This window comes from Paenarthrobacter sp. R1, assembly GCF_030264015.1.
Classification (GTDB): domain Bacteria; phylum Actinomycetota; class Actinomycetes; order Actinomycetales; family Micrococcaceae; genus Arthrobacter; species Arthrobacter ureafaciens.
Genome location: NZ_CP127115.1, coordinates 4,388,617 through 4,408,953, shown reverse-complemented (window position 1 = coordinate 4,408,953; position 20,337 = coordinate 4,388,617). Strand labels below are relative to the sequence as shown.

Annotated in this window: 22 protein-coding genes; 18 read left to right on the top strand and 4 right to left on the bottom strand. The window is 64.4% G+C overall.

What is annotated here, in order from left to right:
• Complete coding sequence (gene ppsA, locus QN084_RS20980) at window positions 1-2,409, bottom strand: phosphoenolpyruvate synthase (protein WP_069696456.1); 2,409 nt, start codon at window positions 2,407-2,409, stop codon at window positions 1-3.
• Between the two features lie 127 nt (window positions 2,410-2,536).
• On the opposite strand from ppsA, the gene QN084_RS20975 reads away from it, so the two are divergent.
• The 17 genes from QN084_RS20975 (at window position 2,537) to QN084_RS20895 (ending at window position 15,625) form a co-directional block, all read left to right on the top strand.
• Entirely contained in the window at window positions 2,537-2,866 is a 330-nt protein-coding gene (locus tag QN084_RS20975) for a DUF3040 domain-containing protein (RefSeq protein WP_069696455.1), read from the top strand.
• The gene (locus QN084_RS20970; protein ID WP_069696454.1) at window positions 2,863-3,327 is read left to right on the top strand and encodes a flavodoxin family protein; all 465 of its coding nucleotides are present in this window, start codon (window positions 2,863-2,865) and stop codon (window positions 3,325-3,327) included. The genes QN084_RS20975 and QN084_RS20970 overlap by 4 nt, the downstream gene beginning before the upstream one ends.
• Entirely contained in the window at window positions 3,324-3,758 is a 435-nt protein-coding gene (locus QN084_RS20965; RefSeq protein WP_062096692.1) for a universal stress protein, read from the top strand. Before QN084_RS20970 ends, QN084_RS20965 begins: the two co-directional genes overlap by 4 nt.
• Before the next feature lie 32 nt (window positions 3,759-3,790).
• Window positions 3,791-4,777, top strand: a complete 987-nt coding sequence (locus tag QN084_RS20960; protein WP_083262078.1) for an ABC transporter ATP-binding protein — start codon at window positions 3,791-3,793, stop codon at window positions 4,775-4,777.
• Window positions 4,774-5,544 (top strand): ABC transporter permease, encoded by a 771-nt coding sequence (locus tag QN084_RS20955; RefSeq protein WP_062096687.1) that lies wholly within the window; start codon window positions 4,774-4,776, stop codon window positions 5,542-5,544. Before QN084_RS20960 ends, QN084_RS20955 begins: the two co-directional genes overlap by 4 nt.
• A complete protein-coding gene (locus QN084_RS20950; protein WP_069696453.1) occupies window positions 5,541-7,100 on the top strand; it encodes a DUF4389 domain-containing protein in 1,560 nt (519 codons plus the stop codon). Before QN084_RS20955 ends, QN084_RS20950 begins: the two co-directional genes overlap by 4 nt.
• The gene (locus tag QN084_RS20945) at window positions 7,081-8,079 is read left to right on the top strand and encodes a polysaccharide deacetylase family protein (protein ID WP_259362968.1); all 999 of its coding nucleotides are present in this window, start codon (window positions 7,081-7,083) and stop codon (window positions 8,077-8,079) included. Before QN084_RS20950 ends, QN084_RS20945 begins: the two co-directional genes overlap by 20 nt.
• Before the next feature lie 9 nt (window positions 8,080-8,088).
• Entirely contained in the window at window positions 8,089-8,352 is a 264-nt protein-coding gene (locus QN084_RS20940; RefSeq protein WP_069696451.1) for a hypothetical protein, read from the top strand.
• Window positions 8,319-8,570, top strand: a complete 252-nt coding sequence (locus QN084_RS20935; RefSeq protein ID WP_259362967.1) for a hypothetical protein — start codon at window positions 8,319-8,321, stop codon at window positions 8,568-8,570. The genes QN084_RS20940 and QN084_RS20935 overlap by 34 nt, the downstream gene beginning before the upstream one ends.
• A gap of 25 nt (window positions 8,571-8,595) precedes the next feature.
• Window positions 8,596-9,066 (top strand): pyridoxamine 5'-phosphate oxidase family protein, encoded by a 471-nt coding sequence (locus QN084_RS20930; protein ID WP_021472120.1) that lies wholly within the window; start codon window positions 8,596-8,598, stop codon window positions 9,064-9,066.
• Between the two features lie 5 nt (window positions 9,067-9,071).
• Window positions 9,072-10,043, top strand: coding sequence for an ABC transporter ATP-binding protein (locus QN084_RS20925; RefSeq protein WP_021472119.1), 972 nt, complete (start codon window positions 9,072-9,074; stop codon window positions 10,041-10,043).
• A gap of 1 nt (window position 10,044) precedes the next feature.
• Window positions 10,045-11,217 (top strand): ABC transporter permease, encoded by a 1,173-nt coding sequence (locus QN084_RS20920; protein WP_242703084.1) that lies wholly within the window; start codon window positions 10,045-10,047, stop codon window positions 11,215-11,217.
• Window positions 11,214-12,380 (top strand): ABC transporter permease, encoded by a 1,167-nt coding sequence (locus QN084_RS20915; protein WP_069696450.1) that lies wholly within the window; start codon window positions 11,214-11,216, stop codon window positions 12,378-12,380. The genes QN084_RS20920 and QN084_RS20915 overlap by 4 nt, the downstream gene beginning before the upstream one ends.
• A gap of 90 nt (window positions 12,381-12,470) precedes the next feature.
• Complete coding sequence (locus tag QN084_RS20910; RefSeq protein ID WP_069696449.1) at window positions 12,471-12,974, top strand: GyrI-like domain-containing protein; 504 nt, start codon at window positions 12,471-12,473, stop codon at window positions 12,972-12,974.
• A 57-nt stretch (window positions 12,975-13,031) separates the two neighbouring features.
• The gene (locus tag QN084_RS20905) at window positions 13,032-13,901 is read left to right on the top strand and encodes a universal stress protein (RefSeq protein WP_069696448.1); all 870 of its coding nucleotides are present in this window, start codon (window positions 13,032-13,034) and stop codon (window positions 13,899-13,901) included.
• A gap of 91 nt (window positions 13,902-13,992) precedes the next feature.
• Window positions 13,993-14,340, top strand: coding sequence for a CU044_2847 family protein (locus tag QN084_RS20900; RefSeq protein WP_021472114.1), 348 nt, complete (start codon window positions 13,993-13,995; stop codon window positions 14,338-14,340).
• 205 nt (window positions 14,341-14,545) lie between these two features.
• The gene (locus tag QN084_RS20895; RefSeq protein WP_083262077.1) at window positions 14,546-15,625 is read left to right on the top strand and encodes a TerC family protein; all 1,080 of its coding nucleotides are present in this window, start codon (window positions 14,546-14,548) and stop codon (window positions 15,623-15,625) included.
• A gap of 173 nt (window positions 15,626-15,798) precedes the next feature.
• On the opposite strand, the gene QN084_RS20890 is transcribed toward QN084_RS20895, so the two are convergent.
• The 3 genes from QN084_RS20890 to QN084_RS20880 form a co-directional block, all read right to left on the bottom strand.
• The gene (locus QN084_RS20890) at window positions 15,799-17,058 is read right to left on the bottom strand and encodes an AGE family epimerase/isomerase (RefSeq protein ID WP_069696447.1); all 1,260 of its coding nucleotides are present in this window, start codon (window positions 17,056-17,058) and stop codon (window positions 15,799-15,801) included.
• Between the two features lie 231 nt (window positions 17,059-17,289).
• Window positions 17,290-18,072: a DeoR/GlpR family DNA-binding transcription regulator gene (locus tag QN084_RS20885; RefSeq protein WP_021472111.1), complete on the bottom strand. Its 783-nt coding sequence runs from the start codon at window positions 18,070-18,072 to the stop codon at window positions 17,290-17,292.
• A gap of 71 nt (window positions 18,073-18,143) precedes the next feature.
• Window positions 18,144-19,286: a Gfo/Idh/MocA family protein gene (locus QN084_RS20880; protein ID WP_069696446.1), complete on the bottom strand. Its 1,143-nt coding sequence runs from the start codon at window positions 19,284-19,286 to the stop codon at window positions 18,144-18,146.
• A 139-nt stretch (window positions 19,287-19,425) separates the two neighbouring features.
• Between QN084_RS20880 and QN084_RS20875 the strand changes: the two genes are divergently transcribed.
• On the top strand, window positions 19,426-20,310 hold the full coding sequence (locus tag QN084_RS20875) for a carbohydrate kinase family protein (RefSeq protein ID WP_069696445.1): 885 nt from the start codon (window positions 19,426-19,428) through the stop codon (window positions 20,308-20,310).
• Window positions 20,311-20,337 lie beyond the last annotated feature (27 nt).

The window sequence follows — 20,337 nt, the reverse complement described above, 5'->3', positions numbered from 1 at the left end:
CTACAGCCATCGGAACTCGGCGTCGGCGATCAATGGCAGAGTGCGGAGGAAGGTGTCGGGGTTGAGCGAGATCGAGTCGATGCCTTCACCCACCAGGAACTCAGCGAAGTCCGGGTGGTTGCTGGGGCCTTGGCCGCAGAGTCCGATCTTGATGCCCGCCTTGTGGGCTTCCCGGATTGCTTGGGAGATCATGGCCGTCACGGCCGGGTCCCGTTCGTCAAAGAGTCCGGAGAGCTGCTCGGAATCCCTGTCAACGCCCAGGACCAGCTGGGTGAGGTCGTTGGATCCAATGGAGAAGCCGTCGAAGTACGTGGCGAACCGGGCGGCGAGGACCACGTTGGAGGGTATCTCGCACATCATGTAGACCTGCAGGCCGTCCTGCCCACGGACCAAGCCGTTGCTTGCCATGGCTTCCAGCACGGTGCGCGCTTCCTGGACGGTTCGGCAGAACGGCACCATCACAATGACGTTCCTGAAGCCTGCCTTCTCCCGGACCCGTTTCAACGCACGGCATTCCAAAGCAAAGGCCTCCCGGTATTCGTCGCTGTAATAGCGGGACGCGCCGCGGAAGCCCAGCATGGGATTTTCCTCGGGACGCTCAAAGAACGTCCCGCCAATGAGGTGGCCGTATTCGTTGCTTTTGAAGTCGGAGAGTCTCACAATCACCGGCTTGGGGTGGAACGGGGCCGCAATCTTCGCGATCCCGGTGGCCAGGACGTCAACGAAGTACTCCTCGGGATCCGCGTGGTTCGCCCACAGGGACGTGATGGTTGCAGCTTCGGCACCGTCAGTGACCCTTTCCGGGTGGACCAGGGCCATCGGGTGGACGCGGATCAGGTTGTTGATGATGAATTCCATGCGGGCCAGTCCGACGCCGGCGGCCGGCAGCCGCCACCACCGCATCGCTGCTGCCGGGCTGGCCATGTTGATCATGAGTTGGGTCCTAATGGCGGGCAGCGTCCCGGTGTCTACCTCCTCGACGTCGAACTTCAACGCCCCTTCGTAGACGCGGCCCTGTTCACCTTCGGCGCAGGAGAGGGTCACAGGGGCGCCCGGCTCCAGGGTCAGGGTTGCGTTTCCCGTACCCACCACCGCCGGCACGCCGAGTTCCCTGCTGACGATGGCCGCGTGGCTGGTGGGACCGCCATGATCGGTGACAATGCCGGCAGCCCGTTTCATGATGGGCACCCAGTCGGGATCCGTCACGCGGGTCACCAGGATGGAACCGTCGATGAAGTCCTCAAGGTCCCGGGCGTCCAGGATCCGCGACACTTTACCGGTGGTGATGGCATCTCCCACGGCCGCGCCGCGTGCCAGGACAGTTCCGCTTTCCTTGAGTTTGTACATCCGGAAGGACGTCAGCGGGCGTTGGGCCTGGACGGTCTCGGGCCGGGCCTGGACCATGAACAGTTCGCCCGTGATTCCGTCCTTGGCCCACTCCATGTCCATCGGCCGCCCGTAATGCTCTTCCACAGCGACAGCCCAGCGGGCCAGGAGGAGCACTTCAGCATCGCTGAGGACCAGCGCCTTCCGCTCCGCCTCGCTCGTGTCCACCATTTGCGTTCCGGTGTCCGCGTCCTGGCCGTAAATGAGTTTGCGCTCCTTGGTCCCGACCTCCCGCTGGATGATCGGAACAAGGTCAGGATCGGCGAGCAAAGGCTTGAAGACCTGGTACTTGTCCGGGTTGATGGTTCCCTGGACCACGGTCTCTCCGAGTCCCCAGGCCGCGCTGATCACAGCACAACGCGGAAAGCCCGACTCAGTGTCGATGGAGAACATCACCCCGGATGCGCCCAGGTCCGAGCGCACCATACGCTGGACGCCCACTGACAAAGCGACATCCAGATGCTCAAACCCCTTGATTTCCCGGTAGCTGATGGCCCGGTCAGTAAAGAGGGAAGCAAAGCAGCGCTTGCAGGCGTCCAGGACCGCTGCGGATCCCGAGACGTTCAGGTAGGTTTCCTGCTGTCCGGCGAAACTGGCATCGGGAAGATCCTCCGCCGTCGCACTGCTTCGTACTGCCACGGCCACGTCCTGCCCGCCGCCACGGCGGCAAAGTTCAGCGTAGCCGGCACTGATGGCTGCAGCGGTTTCAGGGGGGAACTCTGCCCCCAGAATGGCATTCCGGATGCGGCTTCCGGCCTCCCTCAACGACGTCTTCCGCAGGCGGTAGTCGTTGATACAACCGGCAATCAAGGACTCCAGGCCATTGTCGGCCAGGAACCGGCGGTACGCATCCGCCGTCGTTGCGAAACCTTCGGGGACCCGGACGCCGGCAGCCTGCAAAGCCCGGGTCAACTCGCCAAGGGAGGCGTTCTTCCCCCCGATCCTTGGAATGTCGGCAAGACCGGCAGCGTCGAACCACAGGACATGGGTTTTGGCCAAGGCAGCCTTCGGTGCTGAATCCATGATTGGATTCTGCGCTGGCCCGCCACGATGCGGGAGGGTCTTTGTACCCGCCGCCTGAGGTGACTTTCGGCCCTGTTTTGGTGGTGCCCCCATCGAGCATGCTGGAGGCACAAGCAGGAGGCCGACCATGGAACTTTCGCATTTCGAGAAACAGGAACTGGACAAGATCGCCCGTGGGCTGGAAGAAGACGATCCACGACTTGCCACCCTCATGAGCCTTCAGGACCTCCGGGGACACCGCTGGAAGCGGACCCAACGAGGCTTGCTGGTGGCCTTGGGCGGCCTGGGGATCCTGTTGGCCAGCCTCCCTTTGGGCAGTCCCCCGCTTGGGGTGCTGGGTTTCATGATGATGGGCGGCGGCACCTACTGGGCAACACTGCTCATGGACGACAGCCCTCTTCGACGTGCCCCGAAGAATGCGGAGAACCTCCCTAACACCCACGAGGAAATGCCATGAAAGCTGTAATCATGTACGACTCGGCCTACGGGAACACAAAGTCCGTGGCAGAAGCAATAGCAGCGGGGTTGGAGAACAGCCGGACCGTCCCGGTGTCGCAATTCCGCAGCAGCGACGTCTCAGTCGGGGACCTGCTGGTGGTCGGCAGTCCGATCAACGGCTGGCGCCCTACCGAAGCCGTCACCAAGGCCCTGGACGCAGCCGGAGCGGACGGTCTGGCCGGCGTGCTGGCTGCGGCCTTCGACACCAGGGTCAAGTTGTTCATCCATGGCGATGCCGCCAAGAAGGTCTCCCACGGACTGCAGAAAGCCGGGGCCACGATCGTGGCCCAGCCCATGCCCTTCTACGTCAAAGGCACCGAAGGGCCGCTGTTGGAGGGCGAAATCAAACGGGCCTTCTCCTGGAGCCATGAACTGGCGGCTTCGGTGAAAGCCCTCGCGTCCAGGAAGGGCACATCATGAGCAGCCGTCTTGATCCCAGCAAAATCATCGTCGGCGTCGACGGTTCCGCTGCGTCCAAGCAGGCCCTTCGCGAAGGGCAACGCCTGGCGCTCGCGCTTAACGCCCCGCTCGAAGCGTGGGGTTGCTGGGAACTTCCCTTGGGCTACGAAGGCTACCTTGCGATGGGAATTGACGGATTTGCCCACACGGCAGAGGAAAACGTCAAAGAAACCCTCAAGGAAGTGTTTGGTCCGGAGTTGCCCAAGAATGTCAGTACGCGGCTGGTCCAAGGCTCCCCCCGGGCGGCCCTGGTGGAAGGCAGCAAGCACGCCGCCCTCCTGGTTGTCGGACGGCGGGGGCACGGTGGCTTCGGCGGGCTTCTTTTGGGTTCGGTCAGTTCCGCGGTGGTAGCCCATGCCCACTGCCCGGTCGTCGTGGTCCACACACCTTAGGCATCGCGTCGGAACAAAGCAGGCCCCTTCAGATGGAAGCACAACACATCCTTCCCCAGCCTTCGCAGGAGTCTGCGGACCTGGCGAACCCTCCTGCCGCCGTCGAGTGCTCTGCGTTGAGCAAAGCGTTCGGCCGCCACGTGGCGCTGGACGCCATCGACCTCCATGTCCCTCCGGGTTCCATCTTCGGACTCGTCGGGCCCAATGGGGCGGGGAAGACCACGCTCCTGCGCATCCTCACAGGGCTGTCCCGGGCGTCGGCCGGATCCGTGCACCTGTTGGGCCGGGAACTTCGCGCCGATGACCCGGACGTGCGCCGGGATATCGGGTACCTTCCGGACGTTCCCGCGTTCTACGACCGGATGACGTCCACCCAGGCGCTTCGGCTGGCCGGCCGGTTATCCGGCCTCGACGGAGCCGGACTCAGCGGGCGCATCCGCGACACGTTGCAGCTCGTCCGGCTCGAAGCGGGCAAACAGCGCATCGGCAAGTACTCGCGCGGCATGCGCCAGCGTCTCGGAGTTGCGCAGGCTTTGATCAACGCACCAAAACTGCTGCTGCTGGACGAGCCCACCAGTGCGCTTGACCCCGCGGGCAGGAAGGAACTGCTCGATTTCCTTGTGACCTTGCGGGGCCGGACCACCGTCTTTTTCTCCACGCACATCCTCAGTGACGTCGAGCGGGTTTGCGACCACGTTGCTGTCCTGGACAAAGGGAAGGTCCTGTCCCAGTCCACCATGGAGGAACTCCGTGCCCGGCACGGCCAACAAACCATCGCCGTGGAAGTCACGGACGGGGCGGAGCAGTTGGCCCACCGGATCGCCCAAGCCCCTTGGGCGTTGTCAGTGCGGCCGGGGCCGGGCGGCGAAATCATGGTCCGGGCCACCGACCCTGTTGCTGCCCAACGTGGAATTCCTTCGCTCGTGGCGAGCGCGGGCATTGGCCTGGTCCGCCTGGACAGCGCCGAGCTCAGCCTGGAAGACGTGTTCCTTGAGCTGACGGGAGAACCAGCGCAGTGAAAACCTTCCCGGCCCTCGCCGCCAAAGAAACACAGGAGATCGTCCACACGTGGCGGATCTGGGTTCTTCCCGCGATCATCCTTGTCTTCGCGGTGAGTGGCCCACCCCTGGCGAAGATCACCCCCGAACTCCTCGCGTCCCTGACGCCACCTGGCCAACAATCCCTTGTTTTGCCGCCGGCGACGTTCGCCGATGCCTACGACCAATGGGTCAAGAACCTGTCCCAACTGGTCCTCTTCGCCATCATCATCATGTACGGCGGGATCGTCTCCACCGAGGTGCGCGACGGTACGGCCGCCTTCGTGCTGACCAAGCCCGTGCGGCGCGCCACCTTCATCACCGCCAAGGCCGTTGTCCATGCACTTTTCATCGCAGCGGTGTTCGCTGCAGGGACCACCATCACGTGGATCACCACCGGTATGGTCTTTGGCACGGCACCAGCTGCGCAGTTGTGGGGTCCGGCCTCCATGCTCTGCCTGTTCGCACTGCTGCTGCTGGCATTCATGGAGTTCTTCTCGGTGGTCATTCCGGCCCCTGCCGGCGCAGCGGGAGCCGGCCTTGGACTGTATGCCTTGCTGGCGGTGGGTGGGGCGTGGGACCCCCTGCTCAGGTTCTCCCCTGCCGGTGTGCCCGGCATCGCGGCGAGCGTGGCCGCCGGCCAAAGCCATCCCGCACCGGTGTGGCCAGTGTTGACGACGCTGATTGCGGCCGGGGTGGCCATTGCGTTGGCAGTGTTCGTTTTTCAGCGGAAGGAGCTGCAGCCATGAAGCGGCCAGGCGCGATCGTGATGCTGTCGGTTGGCATCGTGCTCTCCCTCATCGGCTTCGCCCTTGCCTCCGCCGGAGCTGCGGCGGCCTGGCTGGGCGCGGCACAGCGCGACGGCGGCTACTTTACGTCCCGAACCGAGCGCTTCACTGTCCCGTCCTTCGCACTGGTTTCGCCCCATCTGGACGCGGTCGGTGAGGGAACCCCTGAAAGGCTTCCCTTCGACGTCGGAACCCTGCGGTTACGGGCGACCGCCGCGGACCCGGAAAAGAGCATCTTCATCGGGATCGCACCCCAGGAAGACGTGGACCGCTACCTTTCCGGAGTGCATTACACGGAGTTGGAGGAAGTGAAGTTCAATCCTTTCCGGCCCGCTTACCGGGATATTTCCGGACTGTCGAGCCCGGCCCCTGCAAGCAGCCAGGACATCTGGGTTGCTTCCGCGTCGGGCCAAGGCCTGCAGGAACTGACCTGGAAGGTAGCCCCCGGCACGTGGACAGTAGTTGTCATGAACACCGACGCTGCCCAAGGTGTCTCAGCGGACCTCCAGGCAGGTTTCAGGTCCGAGCTCATCAGGCCCGCGGCTACCGGCCTGCTGGTTGCCGGCGGATTGGCATTGGTGGTTGGCTTGCCACTGCTGGTCATCGGCGCGGTGGGACTGGGACGGCGAGGGACGCCCGGGGCGCCACCACCGGTCGGGGTTCCCGGACGCGGCCCCGCCCCGGCACGTAGTGAATCGCCGGCACCAGGTGGGTCGCCGCCCCCCAGTGGATCGCCGCCGGCACCCAACTGGGACCAAGCCCAACCCGTCAGGCTGACAGGCCATGTGGACGCCGGCCTCTCCCGCGGGTTGTGGCTCGTCAAATGGCTGCTGGCCATTCCGCACTTCTTCGTGTTGTTCTTCCTGTGGTTCGCTTTCGCCGTCACAACAGTTGTGGCGTGGTTCGCCATCCTCTTCACCGGCCGGTACCCGCAGTCGCTCTTCCACTTCAACGTCGGTGTGCTGCGTTGGACGTGGCGCGTCGCGTTCTACGCCTACGCGGCAGGAGGAACGGACAAGTATCCGCCCTTCACCCTCGAGCAGGCCGACTACCCAGCCACCTTGGACGTCCAGTACCCGCAACGGCTCTCGCGTGGCCTGGTCCTCGTGAAATCGTGGCTGCTGCTGATCCCGCACTGGCTCGTCATCGGAGCCGTCACCGGTAGTGCGACGTGGGCCTGGCGCACCCAGGACGGCCCGGCAGGGGTGGTGACCGAACGCGGCGGCGGTCTGTCCCTGTTGGCCCTTCTGGTGCTCATCGCCCTGGTGATCCTGCTCTTCTCCGGACGCTATCCGCGGCCCCTTTTCGCCTTCATCATGGGGATCAACCGCTGGTCTTACCGCGTCGTGGTTTACGGCGCCCTCATGAGGGACGAATACCCGCCGTTCCGCCTGGACCAAGGACCTGACGAACCCGATCCAGCGGTCCCCCGGGACATGGACCCCCGCCCGGCCGGCCACCAAGGTCCGCCGGCCGGGCGGCCCGGAAGGCCTGACGGTGGCGGCGACCGGGGCTGAGTCACCACGCCCGGAGCAGGGACGCAGGGCACGACGCCGGGAGGTCGCCGTCGTGCTGGCAGCGACTATGATCCTCCTGGCGGCCGCCGTCACGATCGCGCTCCTGGTGGCGGGGCCCGGCGGGACGCCGTCGGCCACCACGTCCTCCGGTTCCCTGGCCCCGACCCCCGGCACCACCGGCGTCGCGTCTCCCTCCCCCACCGCCGATACGGGACCCACCGCGGTCACGGAACCCACGGCAACGACCGGCGGCCCGACGCCGCTCCCCCCGGAACCCGGCCTGACCGCGACCAGCCCCGCGCCGCCCCCGACTCCCGGTGCAACAGCCGCGCCACCCGTTCCGCCGGGGCTGCTGGGGCAGGACCTGACCATCATCCCGGGGGCCGGGAACAACATCGCCCTGACATTCGACGCCGGCGCGAACGCCGCCGGGCTGGACAGCATCCTGGCAACGCTGGCCAACAGGCAGGTGGCCGGAACGTTCTTCCTGACCGGGGCCTGGGCCGCGTCCAACCCATCCGGCGTGGCACGGATCGTGGCGTCCGGGCATCGGTTGGGAAACCACTCCATGACCCATCCCGCAATGACCCGGCTCCCGGAGCCGGCCATCGCCGCGGAAATCCGGGATGCCGAAGCGGCGATAGCCGCTGCCGGAGGCGATCCCCGGCCTTTGTTCCGCTTCCCGTTCGGAGACCGGGATGAGCGGACCATCAACGCGGTCAATTCTTTGGGCTACGTCCCTGTCCGCTGGACCGTGGACACCTTGGGGTGGAAAGGCACCAGTGGCGGCATGTCCCGGAGCGGGGTTGCAGAGCGGGTCCTGGGCAACCTGCAACCCGGCGGAATCATCCTCATGCACCTCGGCTCGAATCCCGACGACGGAAGCACCCTCGACGCCGACGCATTGGCTGACGTCATTGACGGCATCCGCGCCGCCGGGTACGGCTTTGTGACCCTCGACCGGCTGCAACAACTCTAGGAGAGTCAAATGATCCCCTTACTGCTTCTGATCGTGCTGGGCTTCGTGGCGTTGACCTCCCTGGCCGGAGGACTTGCCATGGCGCTCGGTTCCTGGCTGGGCCCCGAGAAACTCGGGTTGCCTGTTGAAGCGCAGGTGCCCCTTGAGTACCTCAATGGTTCACCCTTCAGCTCATTCGTGGTCCCCGGGCTCCTGCTGGCCCTCATTGTCGGTGGCCTGCATGTTGCTGCTTCGTGGCCATGCTGCGACGCCACCGCTTGGCGGGCCTGCTGACGGCAGCAGCGGGCTACTCGATCCTGGTCTGGATCTTCGTCCAAATGATGCTGATCCCGTTCAGTGTGCTGCAGGCGGTCTATTTCGGCGCAGGACTTGCCGAGCTTGGCCTGCTGTTGCTGATGCTCAAGGTCGCCTCCCCGCTCCCCGGCCCCTTGACCGCGGGCAAGAAAGTCACCGGTCCGCGCGCCCAAGGGACTTTGGGCCCTGTCGGGTAATCCGGACCGCCCATAGGATCGCGGCATGAACGAGAAGAACCTAGTGCCTGATCCGGAAATACTGGAGCCCGACGATTGCTGGCGGCTGCTCACCGAGACCAACGTCGGGCGGCTTTCTGTCATCGCGAACGGCCATCCGGATATCTTCCCGGTGAGCTTCGTGGTGGACGGCCGCAGCGTGGTGTTCCGTACCGGTATGGGAACCAAACAGCAGGCTATCGAGGCGGACTCGGTGGTGGCCCTCGAAGCCGATGCGGTGAGTGCCGAGTTCGGGCTTGCCTGGAGCGTCGTCATCAAGGGCCAGGCGACGCAGGCCGGCCCCTCCAGCCCCGGCCTCACCGAGGCCCGCCGGGGCATGTTCCCCTGGCAGGGGGTCGGCAAGGAACTGCTGTACGTGATAGTTCCTGACTCCATCACCGGACGGCGATTCGACCTGAGCGCAACCAACTCGTTCGACACTCCGCTCAACGAGGCCACCAGGGCAGGCCTGGAATAGGTTCCATGGTGACTGGCGGAACGACCACCACCATCACGGACAGAGTCCTGACCGTCAGCCACCTGGTCAAGAAATTCGGCGACGTCACGGCGGTCAACGACGTATCGTTTGAGATCCGCCCGGGTGAGACGTTCGGCCTCCTGGGGCCGAACGGTGCCGGGAAGACCACCATTATTTCCATGGTTGCCGGACTTTTCCCTCCCGACGGCGGCAGCGTGGACGTTGCCGGCACCGCCATGTCCCCCTCAAGCATCCAGGCCAAGCGGAACATCGGGCTGGTACCGCAGGAGCTTGCCATCTATCCGGACCTCAGCGCCCGGGAGAACCTGCACTTCTTCGGCAGGTTGCAAGGGCTGCGCGGTAAGGAGCGGGAGGCCCGGGTCACCGTAGTCCTGGATCTTCTCGGCTTGAGCGACCGGGCCAAGGAGCAAACCAAGAAGTTCTCGGGCGGCATGAAGCGGCGGCTGAACATCGGGATCGGACTGCTGCACCGTCCGCATTTGCTGATCCTGGATGAGCCGACGGTGGGCGTCGACCCGCAATCCCGCAATTCCATCCTGGACGCCGTGCATCGACTGTCCGCCGCAGGCACTGCCGTGCTGTATACCACCCATTACATGGAAGAGGCCCAACGCCTCTGCGACCGAATAGCCATCCTTGACCAGGGCAGCGTTCAGGCGGAAGGCAGCAGCGACGAACTCATCACCCTGACCGGTGGAGCTGACCGCATCGATCTGGAAGGCACCGGGGATATGGCGGCAGCGGCCCAGGCCATCAGAGGGATACTGGGCGTCAAACGGATAAGCCCGATGGGGACCTCAGGCTTGACCCTGACGGTTTCCGACGGGCCCCGCATTCTCGCCTCGATCGTGACGGGAGCTGCAACGGCCGGCATGCATGTCACGTCCGTCCAAGTGTCCAGGCCGGATCTCGAATCAGTTTTCCTCCATCTCACGGGGAAGGCACTCAGGGATTGACGTGAACGCACTCACGGCCCTGGTGGCCAACGACCTCAAGCAACGGCTCAGGGACAAATCAGTCCTGATCTTCGGCCTTTTGGTGCCCTTGGCATTGATGACCGTGCTCAACCTGGCTTTCGGGGGCTTGGGCGACGACGGTCCGGCCCTCAAGCCTGTGACCGTCATCGCCGGCGTCGAGGACGAAGGGCCGCTGGGCGATGTGGTCCTGGAATCCTTGGTTTCCTCGCCTGCCTTGGAGGTTTCCGTTCAGCGGGTGGCACCCGGCGACGTCGCCCGGACCACCCTTGACGGCGGGAGTTCACTCGGCATTGTCATCCCGCAGGGTTTCACCGAGTCACTGACAACCGGAAGCGCCGCTACCCTCCAGCTCACAAGGGGCTCCAGCCCCTCACTGGAAACCGATGTGCTCATCTCCGTGGTCAAAGAGATCGTCAAGGAGCTCCATGCCGCCTCCCTCACCGGAGCGGCAGGCCGGATCGCCGGCCTCTCCCCTGCCGCAGCAAGCGACATCGCACGGTCGACGGCGGCCGCCCTACCGCTGATGGCGCTCAAGGAAGCCACAGCACCCACTGAGCAACTACCCCTCCGCGCCTCGCTCGTGGCCGGCCAAACCGGGTTGTTCCTGCTGTTCACGGTGGGTTTTGGCGTGGTGGGGCTGTTGGTGGAAAAGGAACAAGGAACGTTTGCCCGGATCAGGTCCGTTGCGGTTCCTCCATGGACCATCACGGCGTCCAAGGCCGTGGTCGGGTTCCTGCTGGGAGCAGCCGCCAGCACGGTCCTGCTCACCAGCGGCATGGTGTTCTTCGGGGTGGCTTTCGGTTCTCCGGTAGTGGTGGGGTTGCTGGTCATGTCGGCTGCAGCAGCGGCTACCAGCCTGACCTTCATCGTGGTGCGGCTGGTGCGTTCGGCTGAACAAGCCAACGTAGCCCAGTCGATTATTGCCATGGTCCTGGGAATCGCAGGCGGCGCCTTCTTTCCCCTTCAATCCACGGGGTTCCTGGCAACGGTGCTGGAGTTGAATCCAGTGGGGGCCTTCATCCGCGGGCTGGGAATATCAGCCGGGGGCGGCGGAATCGGGGATGTCCTGGGACCCCTTGGCGTCATGTGGATCTTTGCCGCTGCCTGTACGCTCCTCTCCCGATTCATTCCCGATCGGAGCGCTGCGCAATGAACCCCGTGCTGGCCATTGCCGGTGTGGAACTCCGCCGGTTCTTCCGGGATCGGTCCAACATCTTCTTCGTCTTCATTTTTCCCCTGATGCTGATCCTCCTGCTGGGAATCCAGTTCGGGGTGGGGTCCGCGGGACCAATAGTGGCTGTGGCAGGGGGCGAGGGCACGCCCCTGGCCCGCGACCTCACGGACCGGCTCAAGGCAGAGGGCCTCACCGTCCGCCCGGACACGGCGTCCGCGGTTCGCCGCGACGTAAGCCGCGGTAGCACCGACGTCGGACTTTTCATCAGCGAGCAGGCCGCGAAAGCCTATGACGACGCCGGACCGGTGGAACTGGAGGTTCTCGCCGCGCCCGATGCTTCGGGGCAGACCGCTTTGCAGGCTGTGCGGGCAACAGTCCGGGACCTGGGCAGGACGCAACTGCAATTACGGGCCCTCATGGACGGCGGCGTGACGGAGGACGCCGCGCGCTCGGCCCTGGCGCGTGCGAAGACCTCCACCGTTGAACCCACGGTGCAGGTGATGGAATCCGACGGCGTCTCCTCGGAGTTCCGGGGCCTGGGCCGGTTCGACCTGGGCGCCGCCCAACAACTGCTGCTGTTCATCTTCCTCAGCTCCCTGACAGGTGCGGCCGCCCTGATCCAGGCGCGCCGCTACGGCGTGATCTCCCGCGCCTTGGCGGCGCCGGTGACCGCCGCCCGGACCATGACGGGACTGGCCTTGGGCAGATTCGCCATCGCAGGGGTCCAAGGCGTCTATATCCTGCTGGGTACCGCCCTGCTGTTCGGAGTTGACTGGGGGAACCTGTGGCTCGCGATGCTGGTGGTCGGTGTCTTCAGCCTTGTGGCCGCGGCCGCTGCGATGGTGGTCGGCTCGATGCTGGACCACGACGGCGCCGCAACCGGTGTGGGCATTGGTTTGGGTCTGGTGGTGGCCGGCTTGGGCGGCTGCATGGTGCCGCCTGAGTTCTTTTCCGAACCGATGGCTGCGGTGTCACGCTTCACTCCGCACCGCTGGGCCTACGATGCCATCGCTGAGGTCCAGCGGCACGAAGCGGCCTTGCTGGACATCCTTCCGCACCTGGGAGTCCTGGCAGCGATGGCTGCGGGTCTGTTGGTCCTGGGAACCTGGCTGCTCCGGCGAAGCCTGGCCAAGGCGTTGTGAGCACCAGCGCCACGGCACCGGGGCTCCCTACCCGTGGCTTAGGGTCCTTTGGCCCTGCCGCCGGGCAGGCTGTGAGGCGATTCTGGTGTTATGGCTACCATCGAACCCCAGCCCCGGCCCATCACGTCCCCGGAGCAGCACACTGCAGTGGTCCGCGAGCGCGTGGCAATGACCGGACTTACCGACTTTTTCGGCCGGGCCTTCGGTGCCGTCATGGCAGCGGCGCAGGCCCAGCATGCAAGCCCTGTTGGCCCGCCTTTTGCCATGTATCACGGCATGCCGACGGACACCGTTGATGTGGAAGCCGGGTTTCCGATCACCCCCAGCTTCACGGGTACCAGCGACGTGGCAGCCAGCAAACTGCCTGAGTCCGAAGCTTTCGAGGCCATCCATCGGGGCCCGTACGACACCCTCGAAAAAACCTACGCGCTCATCGTTGAGCGAATGAGCGCAGAGGGCAAGACGCCTTCAGACACCATGTGGGAGTTCTACCTCAGCGATCCGGTCAGGGAACCGGACCCCGCCACGTGGCAAACGCGGGTGGTGTGGCCTGTAGCCCAGGACACTATGGGTCGGCAGGCACCTGCCTCGTGAGGTCCATGCATTCCTAACGCGGCCGGACGCGGCCGGACAGAAGAAAGAAGCATCGCCATGAGCACCACCAACCCAATCGTTGTGGCCGTCAAGGATTCTCCACAAAGTGAAGCGGCCCTTGGGTGGGCCGCTTCACGGGCCCGCAAGCACCATGTGCCGTTGGTCATCCTCCATGTGGCCGACGACCACTGGTCGTTGAACCCCGCTACGTGGAACAAACAGCTCCGGAAGGCCGGAGAGGAGCTGCTGGCGTCGGCCGCCTCCCGGGTGAGCGGGCAATTCGGTATCGATGCCACCACCGAGCTGCTGACCGGCAGCGTCGCCGGCGCACTGGGCCATTACGGCCCGAACGTCGGGCTCGTGGTGGTCGGTTCCGGAAGTCCGCATCTTGGCGGCACCCTTACCGACAGGGCCCTGCAGATCGCAGGAGTTACACCGGCTCCTCTCGCAGTGGTCGGTACTGCTGACGCGGATGGCGGGAGCGGCATCGTGGTGGGCGCCGACGGCTCCGAACTTTCGCTGCGTGCGGTCGAGTTCGCCGCCGCGGAGGCGGACAGGGAAGGGGAGGAACTCACCGTCCTCCACGCCTATCAGGCTCCGGACCCGGTCAGCGACGCGGGGCTGGCACCGGCCGAGCTGGCGGAACTGATGGATGAGCAGGAACGCGTCATCTTGTCCGAAACGGTTGCGGGCCTCCGCAACACCTACCCGGACCTGGTTGTTCACAAAGTGCTCGAACCCGGCAAGGAACCGGTCCGTGCCCTCACCGATGCTGCCTCTGGTGCCCGGATGCTGGTCATGGGCAGCCATGGCCGGGGCGGCTTCGCCCGCCTGGTCCTTGGCTCCACAACCCATGGTGTACTGACCCACCTTCCGTGCCCGACCGTCGTCGTACCTCCCAGCCAGGATGGCAGCTCTACGGATTAATAGGTCCTTTGTCCCTGTTGCACCGGCAGGCCGTAACTGATCATGGGAGGGACATTGTGGGCCACCGCTTTAATTCACAACAGGAGTAGCCGTGACGGACGTACTGAGATATGAAGTTGGCGCCGGAACAGTGCTGGTGGAGGTTGAAGACGGCAGCTTCGGAGTGGACCACCCCGGGCGCAACGAACAAGGCATCCTGGATGTCGGCCGGCGCCTGGAAGACGCCCTCGCCAGCGTTCGTCCGGCCGCCACGGCCGCACTGGATTCGATGCAGGAGCTCGCTCCGGAAACCCTGGAAATCGAATTCGGCATCAAGCTCGCCGGCGACGCAGGAGCGCTCGTCGCCAAGTCAACCGCCGAAGGCCACTTCATTGTGCGGATGACCTGGAACCCGGCGGTCCAACACACCGGACACGAAGCGCCTGTGGACGTGCACTAAGCCGGGCACAGCGCCTCGCAGGATGCCCTGGGTTGAGAGGGCACGCTGCGGGGCGCTACTATTTTTTCCATCAAGGGGAGTACTCCCATTAGCGATTGATCCGTCATTACGGATGCAGCAATGCATCCCGGGTCATCGGTCCCGGTTCCATCCGGGCGGAGGAGACCTTGGCGCCTGTATCCGACGCCTACCCTTTGGAGCTCCCATGCAAGTCACACCCCTGATCTGGCTTATCACCATCGGCGTGACGATCCTCTTCTTCGTCTACGAGTTTTTTGCCCATGTGCGCAAACCCCACGAACCGGGCATCGCCGAATCCGCACGTTGGTCCGCGTTCTACATCATCCTGGCCGTCCTGTTCGGTGTCGGCATCGGCGTCGTCTCGGGCTGGACGTTCGGCGGCGAGTACTTCGCGGGTTATCTCACCGAGAAGGCCCTGTCGATCGACAACCTCTTCGTGTTCCTCATCGTGATGACCGGTTTCGCCGTACCGAAGATGTACCAGCAGAAAGTGCTGATGATCGGGATCATCATTGCCTTGATTTTGCGGGGGGCGTTCATCGCCATCGGCGCCGGACTGATCGAGAACTTCTCGTGGATTTTCTACATTTTCGGCGCGCTCTTGCTTGTCCTGGCCTACCGGCAGGCGTTCGGCGGACATGACTCCAACCGGGCCAACGGCAAGTTCATGGGCCTGGTGCGCCGTGTCCTGCCCGTGACCAACGAGTACCACGGGGACCGGCTCACCGTGAAGAAGGGCGGGACGCGCTTCATCACTCCGATGCTGCTGACGATCATTGCCATCGGCTTCGTAGACCTCATTTTTGCCGTCGATTCCATCCCCGCGATCTACGGCCTGACGAGCGAGGCGTACATCGTCTTTACAGCCAACGCCTTCGCGTTGATGGGCCTGCGGCAGCTGTTCTTCCTCATCGGCGGGTTGCTCGAACGCTTGATCTACCTCGCCCAGGGGCTTGCCGTGATCCTTGCGTTCATCGGCGTGAAGCTCGTCTTCCACGCCCTGCACGTCAATGAGCTGCCCTTCATCAACGGTGGCAAGCCGCTCCTCTGGGTACCTGAGATCCCCATCGGATTCTCGCTGCTCTTCATCGGCAGCACCATCGCCGTCGCCACCTTGGCGAGCCTGCTCAAGACCCGCCGTACTGCGGAGCGGGACAACCCCCGGCTGCCGGACGGCGCGGCCGCCGTGGACGGGGTCGCGGTGGGCGAGGCCCTTGAGTCCGCGGAGTACGACGGCGACCAGACGTCGAGCGGCCGGTCATGAAAAGTGGCCGGGATGCCAGGCGGTGCCTGGCATCCCGGCCCAGCTGCGCAGGACGGTCCCTTGGCAGGGGAAAGTCAAAAAGATCCCCCGGTCCGCCTTCCCCACTGTGATGTCTGGTGCCGGGGGTTGACGCAGCAGCCTTTGCCGGGTCCCGTTGGATTCCCGGAAACGGGTCAGCTATTCGCCTTGCCGAAACGGAGGTCCGAGTCCAGCAGCCCTGCCGCCAGCGCCGGCGCCAAACCCGGCGCCAGCGGAAGACGCGGGACCACCAGGCAGTGCCACAAGTGGTATACGTCTGCCTTGCCGGACCAGACCGTGGAGGCGACGTTGCCGTGCTCGTCCAATTCCTGCTTCCAGGAACCGTGCTCATAGTCGATGAACCAGTCCCGGGCGTGGTCCCAGATCCGCTCGTACCAGCCCGCGTAGGTCTGGTCTCCGGTGGCCATGTAGAGTGCTGCCGCGCCCCCAATGGCTTCAACGGGGACCCAGCGAATGCGGGAGGTGACAACCGGCTTGCCTTCCCAGTCCACGGAGTACACGAACCCGGGGTTGCCATCGGGCTGCCAAGCGTCGCGGATGGCGGCGTCGAACAGGCCTTTGGCATCGTCCAGAAGCCAGTCCGGAACGCTGAGGCCGCGTGCCTCCAGGCCGGCACGGAGGTGGAGGAGCAAACGGGCCCACTCGACCCAGTGGCCCGGGGTTCCGCCGTAGGCGCGGAACTGGCTGGCCCGATCGTCGGTGTTGTAGTCCGGAATCGGGTTCCATTCCGGGTCGAAGTGTTCAAAGACGCGGTAGTTGTTACTGCGTGCGAACTGGTGGATCAACACCTCGGCGATGTGGAGGGCGCGTTCGATCCAGCGGTTTTCGCCGGTCACGTCAGCAACTATGAGGTAGGCCTCAACGGAGTGCATGCTGGCGTTTCCGCCCCGGTATGCCTCGGTTTCCGTGAAGTCGCGGTTCCAGGAGTCGAAGCACATATTGGATTCGTGATCCCAGAATTTCGAGTCGGCAATCCGCAGGGCTTCTTCGAGGAGCTCCTGCGCTCCCGGGCGGCCGGCTGCAACAGCGCTGGCGGCGGCCAGGAGGACGAACGAGTGCTGGTAGCCGGATTTGGTGTCATCTACGGGACCGTTCTCATCCACCTCGGCGTACCAGCCGCCAAACTCCTCATCATGGAAGACCCCATTGAGCGCGGCGATGCCGTGGTCCGCCAACGAACCGGCTCCCGGGCGCCCCATCAGCGCGGCGATGGCAAAACTGTGCACCATGCGCGCCGTGATCCAGAGGTGGGTCGGCTTGTCGGCCTGAACCTTGCCGTAGTTGTCCAGCCAACCGAAACCGGTGGAGACCTTGCAACCGGCAGCGAAGTTGATGAGCCGGTCTGTTTCTGTTTCGAGCCAACGTGCGTGAGCGGCGCTGTTCAGCCACGTCATGTGCATCTCCTCAATAAGTTAGCGGCCACTGAGCGAGGGCCTGCTTCGATCTTAACGCTTGATGGTGGAAATCCACCAGAGAAAGTTTATTTTCCGACATTCAGTGGATGTGGGAAATCAACGCATGGGCACAGCCCATACCGGGAACGAGTCCGGACCAGGACCAGGCCCGGTGTTCGGAGCGTACGGAACGCAGCTCGTTATGTCAGCAAGCAACCCGATAGGCAGCCGTCACGCGGCTACTATCAGCCTCACTCCTGCTGCCTCCAACGCAGTCATGATCTCCGCAGGCGGTGGCGCATCCGTGACCAGGATGTCGACGGCGTCGAACGCTGCCAGCCGCGCCAGGGCGTAACGGAGCATTTTCTGATGCGTCGCAACCACCACGACCTGCTCCGCGGACGCCATCAAGGCGAGCTTTGTGGCACGTTCGACGTCCCGTTCGATATAGAAAGCCTCGTCATGGATCCCGCTGACCCCAATGAACGCTGTTTTGGCATGCAGGCCCTCGGCGGCACTGACGGTGATGGCACCGTTGAAGGCCTGGCTGTCGAGGAGCAGCTCTCCCCCAAGGCAGATCGTCCGGGCAGACGTCAGCTGCAGGCATCTCTGGATTGCGGGAGCCGAATGGGTGATGATCGTGCCCGTGAAGGTCGCGGGCAGTTCCTGCGCGATCTGGTACGTGGTTGTTCCCGCGTCCAGGATGATCGCGTCGCGTTCGGCAATGAGATCCACGCATGCCCGGGCCACGCGCCGTTTCGCGGCAGCATCCTCCCGGGCGCGGGCGGCGAAGTCAGCGTTCTGGCCGTGCCCTTCGACGGCACTGACGCCGCCGTGGACCACCTTGACCAGCCCCATCTTGGAGAGTGCGCGCGTATCGCGGCGGATGGTCATATCCGACACGTCGAAAGTCCCCGCCAGGTCGGTGGTGGAAAGGAACCCCCGCCGCCCGAGCTCGTCCAGAATGGTCCGCTGACGTGGGGTCAGCGCGGCCTCTTCCCTTGTGACGCTCATGGCTCCTCCTCTCCTGCCCCGTAAACCGACGGTCGGCGCGGCAGAGTGTTGTAATTCCAACACAATCCTAGCTACTTCTGCACAGCAACACTCGGCGCGTGGAGCTCTACGGCGCGTCCTTCAATGATGGACTGCTCTGCGGCCAGGCCCATCCGCACCGACTGGAGGCCATCAGCCACCGTGACATCAACGGGCCCCTCACCGAGGATGGCCTTGCGGTATCCGAGGTGTTCGTAATAGGTGGAGCCGTGATGCGCGCCCGCGGCCAGCACCGCTTCGTCCACGGGGACCTCATGCTTCTCCGGGCCCAGCGGGGAGCGGGGGCTGAATTCGACGGTGGCTTCCGTTTCGTCGCCTTCGATCCAGTGATTGGCGGCGACTGGAATAAGGGTCTCGATCTTGGCAGCGTCACCCACAATCGAGATCCGCTCCTGGAACTTGGAGCCCTCGGCGAACATGGAGAGCTCCAGCATGGCCCGGCGCCCACCCTTGAAGTCAACAATGACGTAGGCATTGTCCACCATATCGGAGATCAGGCCGTCATAGACCTCATCCATGTGATTGACGTCGTGGCCGCCACTGGCGTAGATGCGGGTGGGCTCGTCCTGCAGGATCAAGCGCATGAGGTCGAAGAAGTGGCAGCACTTTTCCACCAGGGTCCCTCCGGTGCGCTCCGCGAAGCGGTTCCAGGCATCCACCTTGTGCAGGAACGGGAAGCGGTGCTCGACGATCGAGAGCATGTGGATATTGCCAAGCTTGCCGCTGTGCGCGGCCTGGATGATCTCCTGGACCGGCGGCATGTAGCGGTACTCCATCGCCACCCACACTGGAGCCGTGTAGGTGGCCGCAAGTTCTTCAAGCTCGTCCGCTTGCTCCGCACTGGTGCACACCGGCTTCTCCACCAGCACAGGCAGGTTTGTCCCGCTGGCGAAGATGTCCTTCAGGATCTCCAGGTGCGTGTCGTTTGGACTGGCGATCACAAGCGCATCCACCAGCCCTGAAGCCAACAAGTCCTTGTGGGCGGAGAAGGTCTGTACGTCGTAGCCGATTTCCCGCGCGGTTTCTTCCAGGGACGACGGCGTCGGGTCCGCAACCGCGGTGATAAGACTTCCCGGGATCAAAGCCAGGTTTCGAACGTGTTCGCGCGCCATGTGGCCGGCACCGATGAGGCCATAGCGGATGGTCTGCGCTGTTTCTCCAGAGGGCAATGACATTGATCTGCTCCGTTTTCTCTGCGTTGAGTTCGTTGGGGGCGGGCGTTGCATCCCAAACATCACTATACAGAATGTGTTGTTTTTCACACATAGCGTGTGTATATTTTTTCACACCAGCCCAACTACAACGAGGTGGAACGTGCCCCAACTGTCATCCGAAACCCTGCTTTTCGTCGGGTGTGCCACATTGGACTCCATCGCCCTGGTGCAGGACTACCCCGCAGCCGACAGCCGGACCGTAGCCAGCGACTTCGCTACGGCAGGTGGCGGACCCGCGGCCACAGCGGCCGTCGCCGCGGCCCGCGCCGGAGCCAGTGCAGCTTTCGCAGGAGTTGTTGGCGCCGACGAAGAGGGCGACCGCATCATCAGTGGCCTGGAAGCCGAGGGTGTTGACACCTCTGCGGTCATCCGGAATCCGGATGCCCGGACGGGCGCCAGCGTGATTGTGGTCAGCAAAGCCACCGAAAGCCGGGCAATCGTCACGCGGCCTGTTCCTCCTGTCCGCTTTCCCGAGGGCAGCCGGTTCCATGAACTTCTGGGAACAGCTTCCTGGGTCCACGTCGATCACTTGGGCTGGAGCGCCGTCGCACATATGCCGGGCCTGCGCATCAGTGTCGACGCCGGGAACCCCATCCCCTCCTTCAGCCCGCAAGGCGTAGCACTGTATGTGCCCACGATCGAGCGGCTGCAGGCCGAATACGGCGACGACCTTTCGCCGGAAGCCCTCCTGCAAAAAGCCGTCGACGACGGCGCCAACGCCGTCGTCGCGACAGCCGGCTCCGAGGGCGCCTGGGGACTTGAAAAGGGCGGCGTGCCGTTCCACGTGCCGGCAACTCCCGCCGACATCGTCTCTACTCTGGGCGCCGGCGACGTCTACCACGGAGCCATCCTCGCGGCTGTCGCTGCAGGGCTTCCGCTCGCCGAAGCAGCTGCGTTCGCAGGACGCACCGCGTCCGCATCCTGCGCCGGACTGGACGGACGCTCCATGATTCCCCGCCAAACCATCACCCCAGTACTTACCTAAGTTCAACTCCCTAGCTGAAAGAAGCAG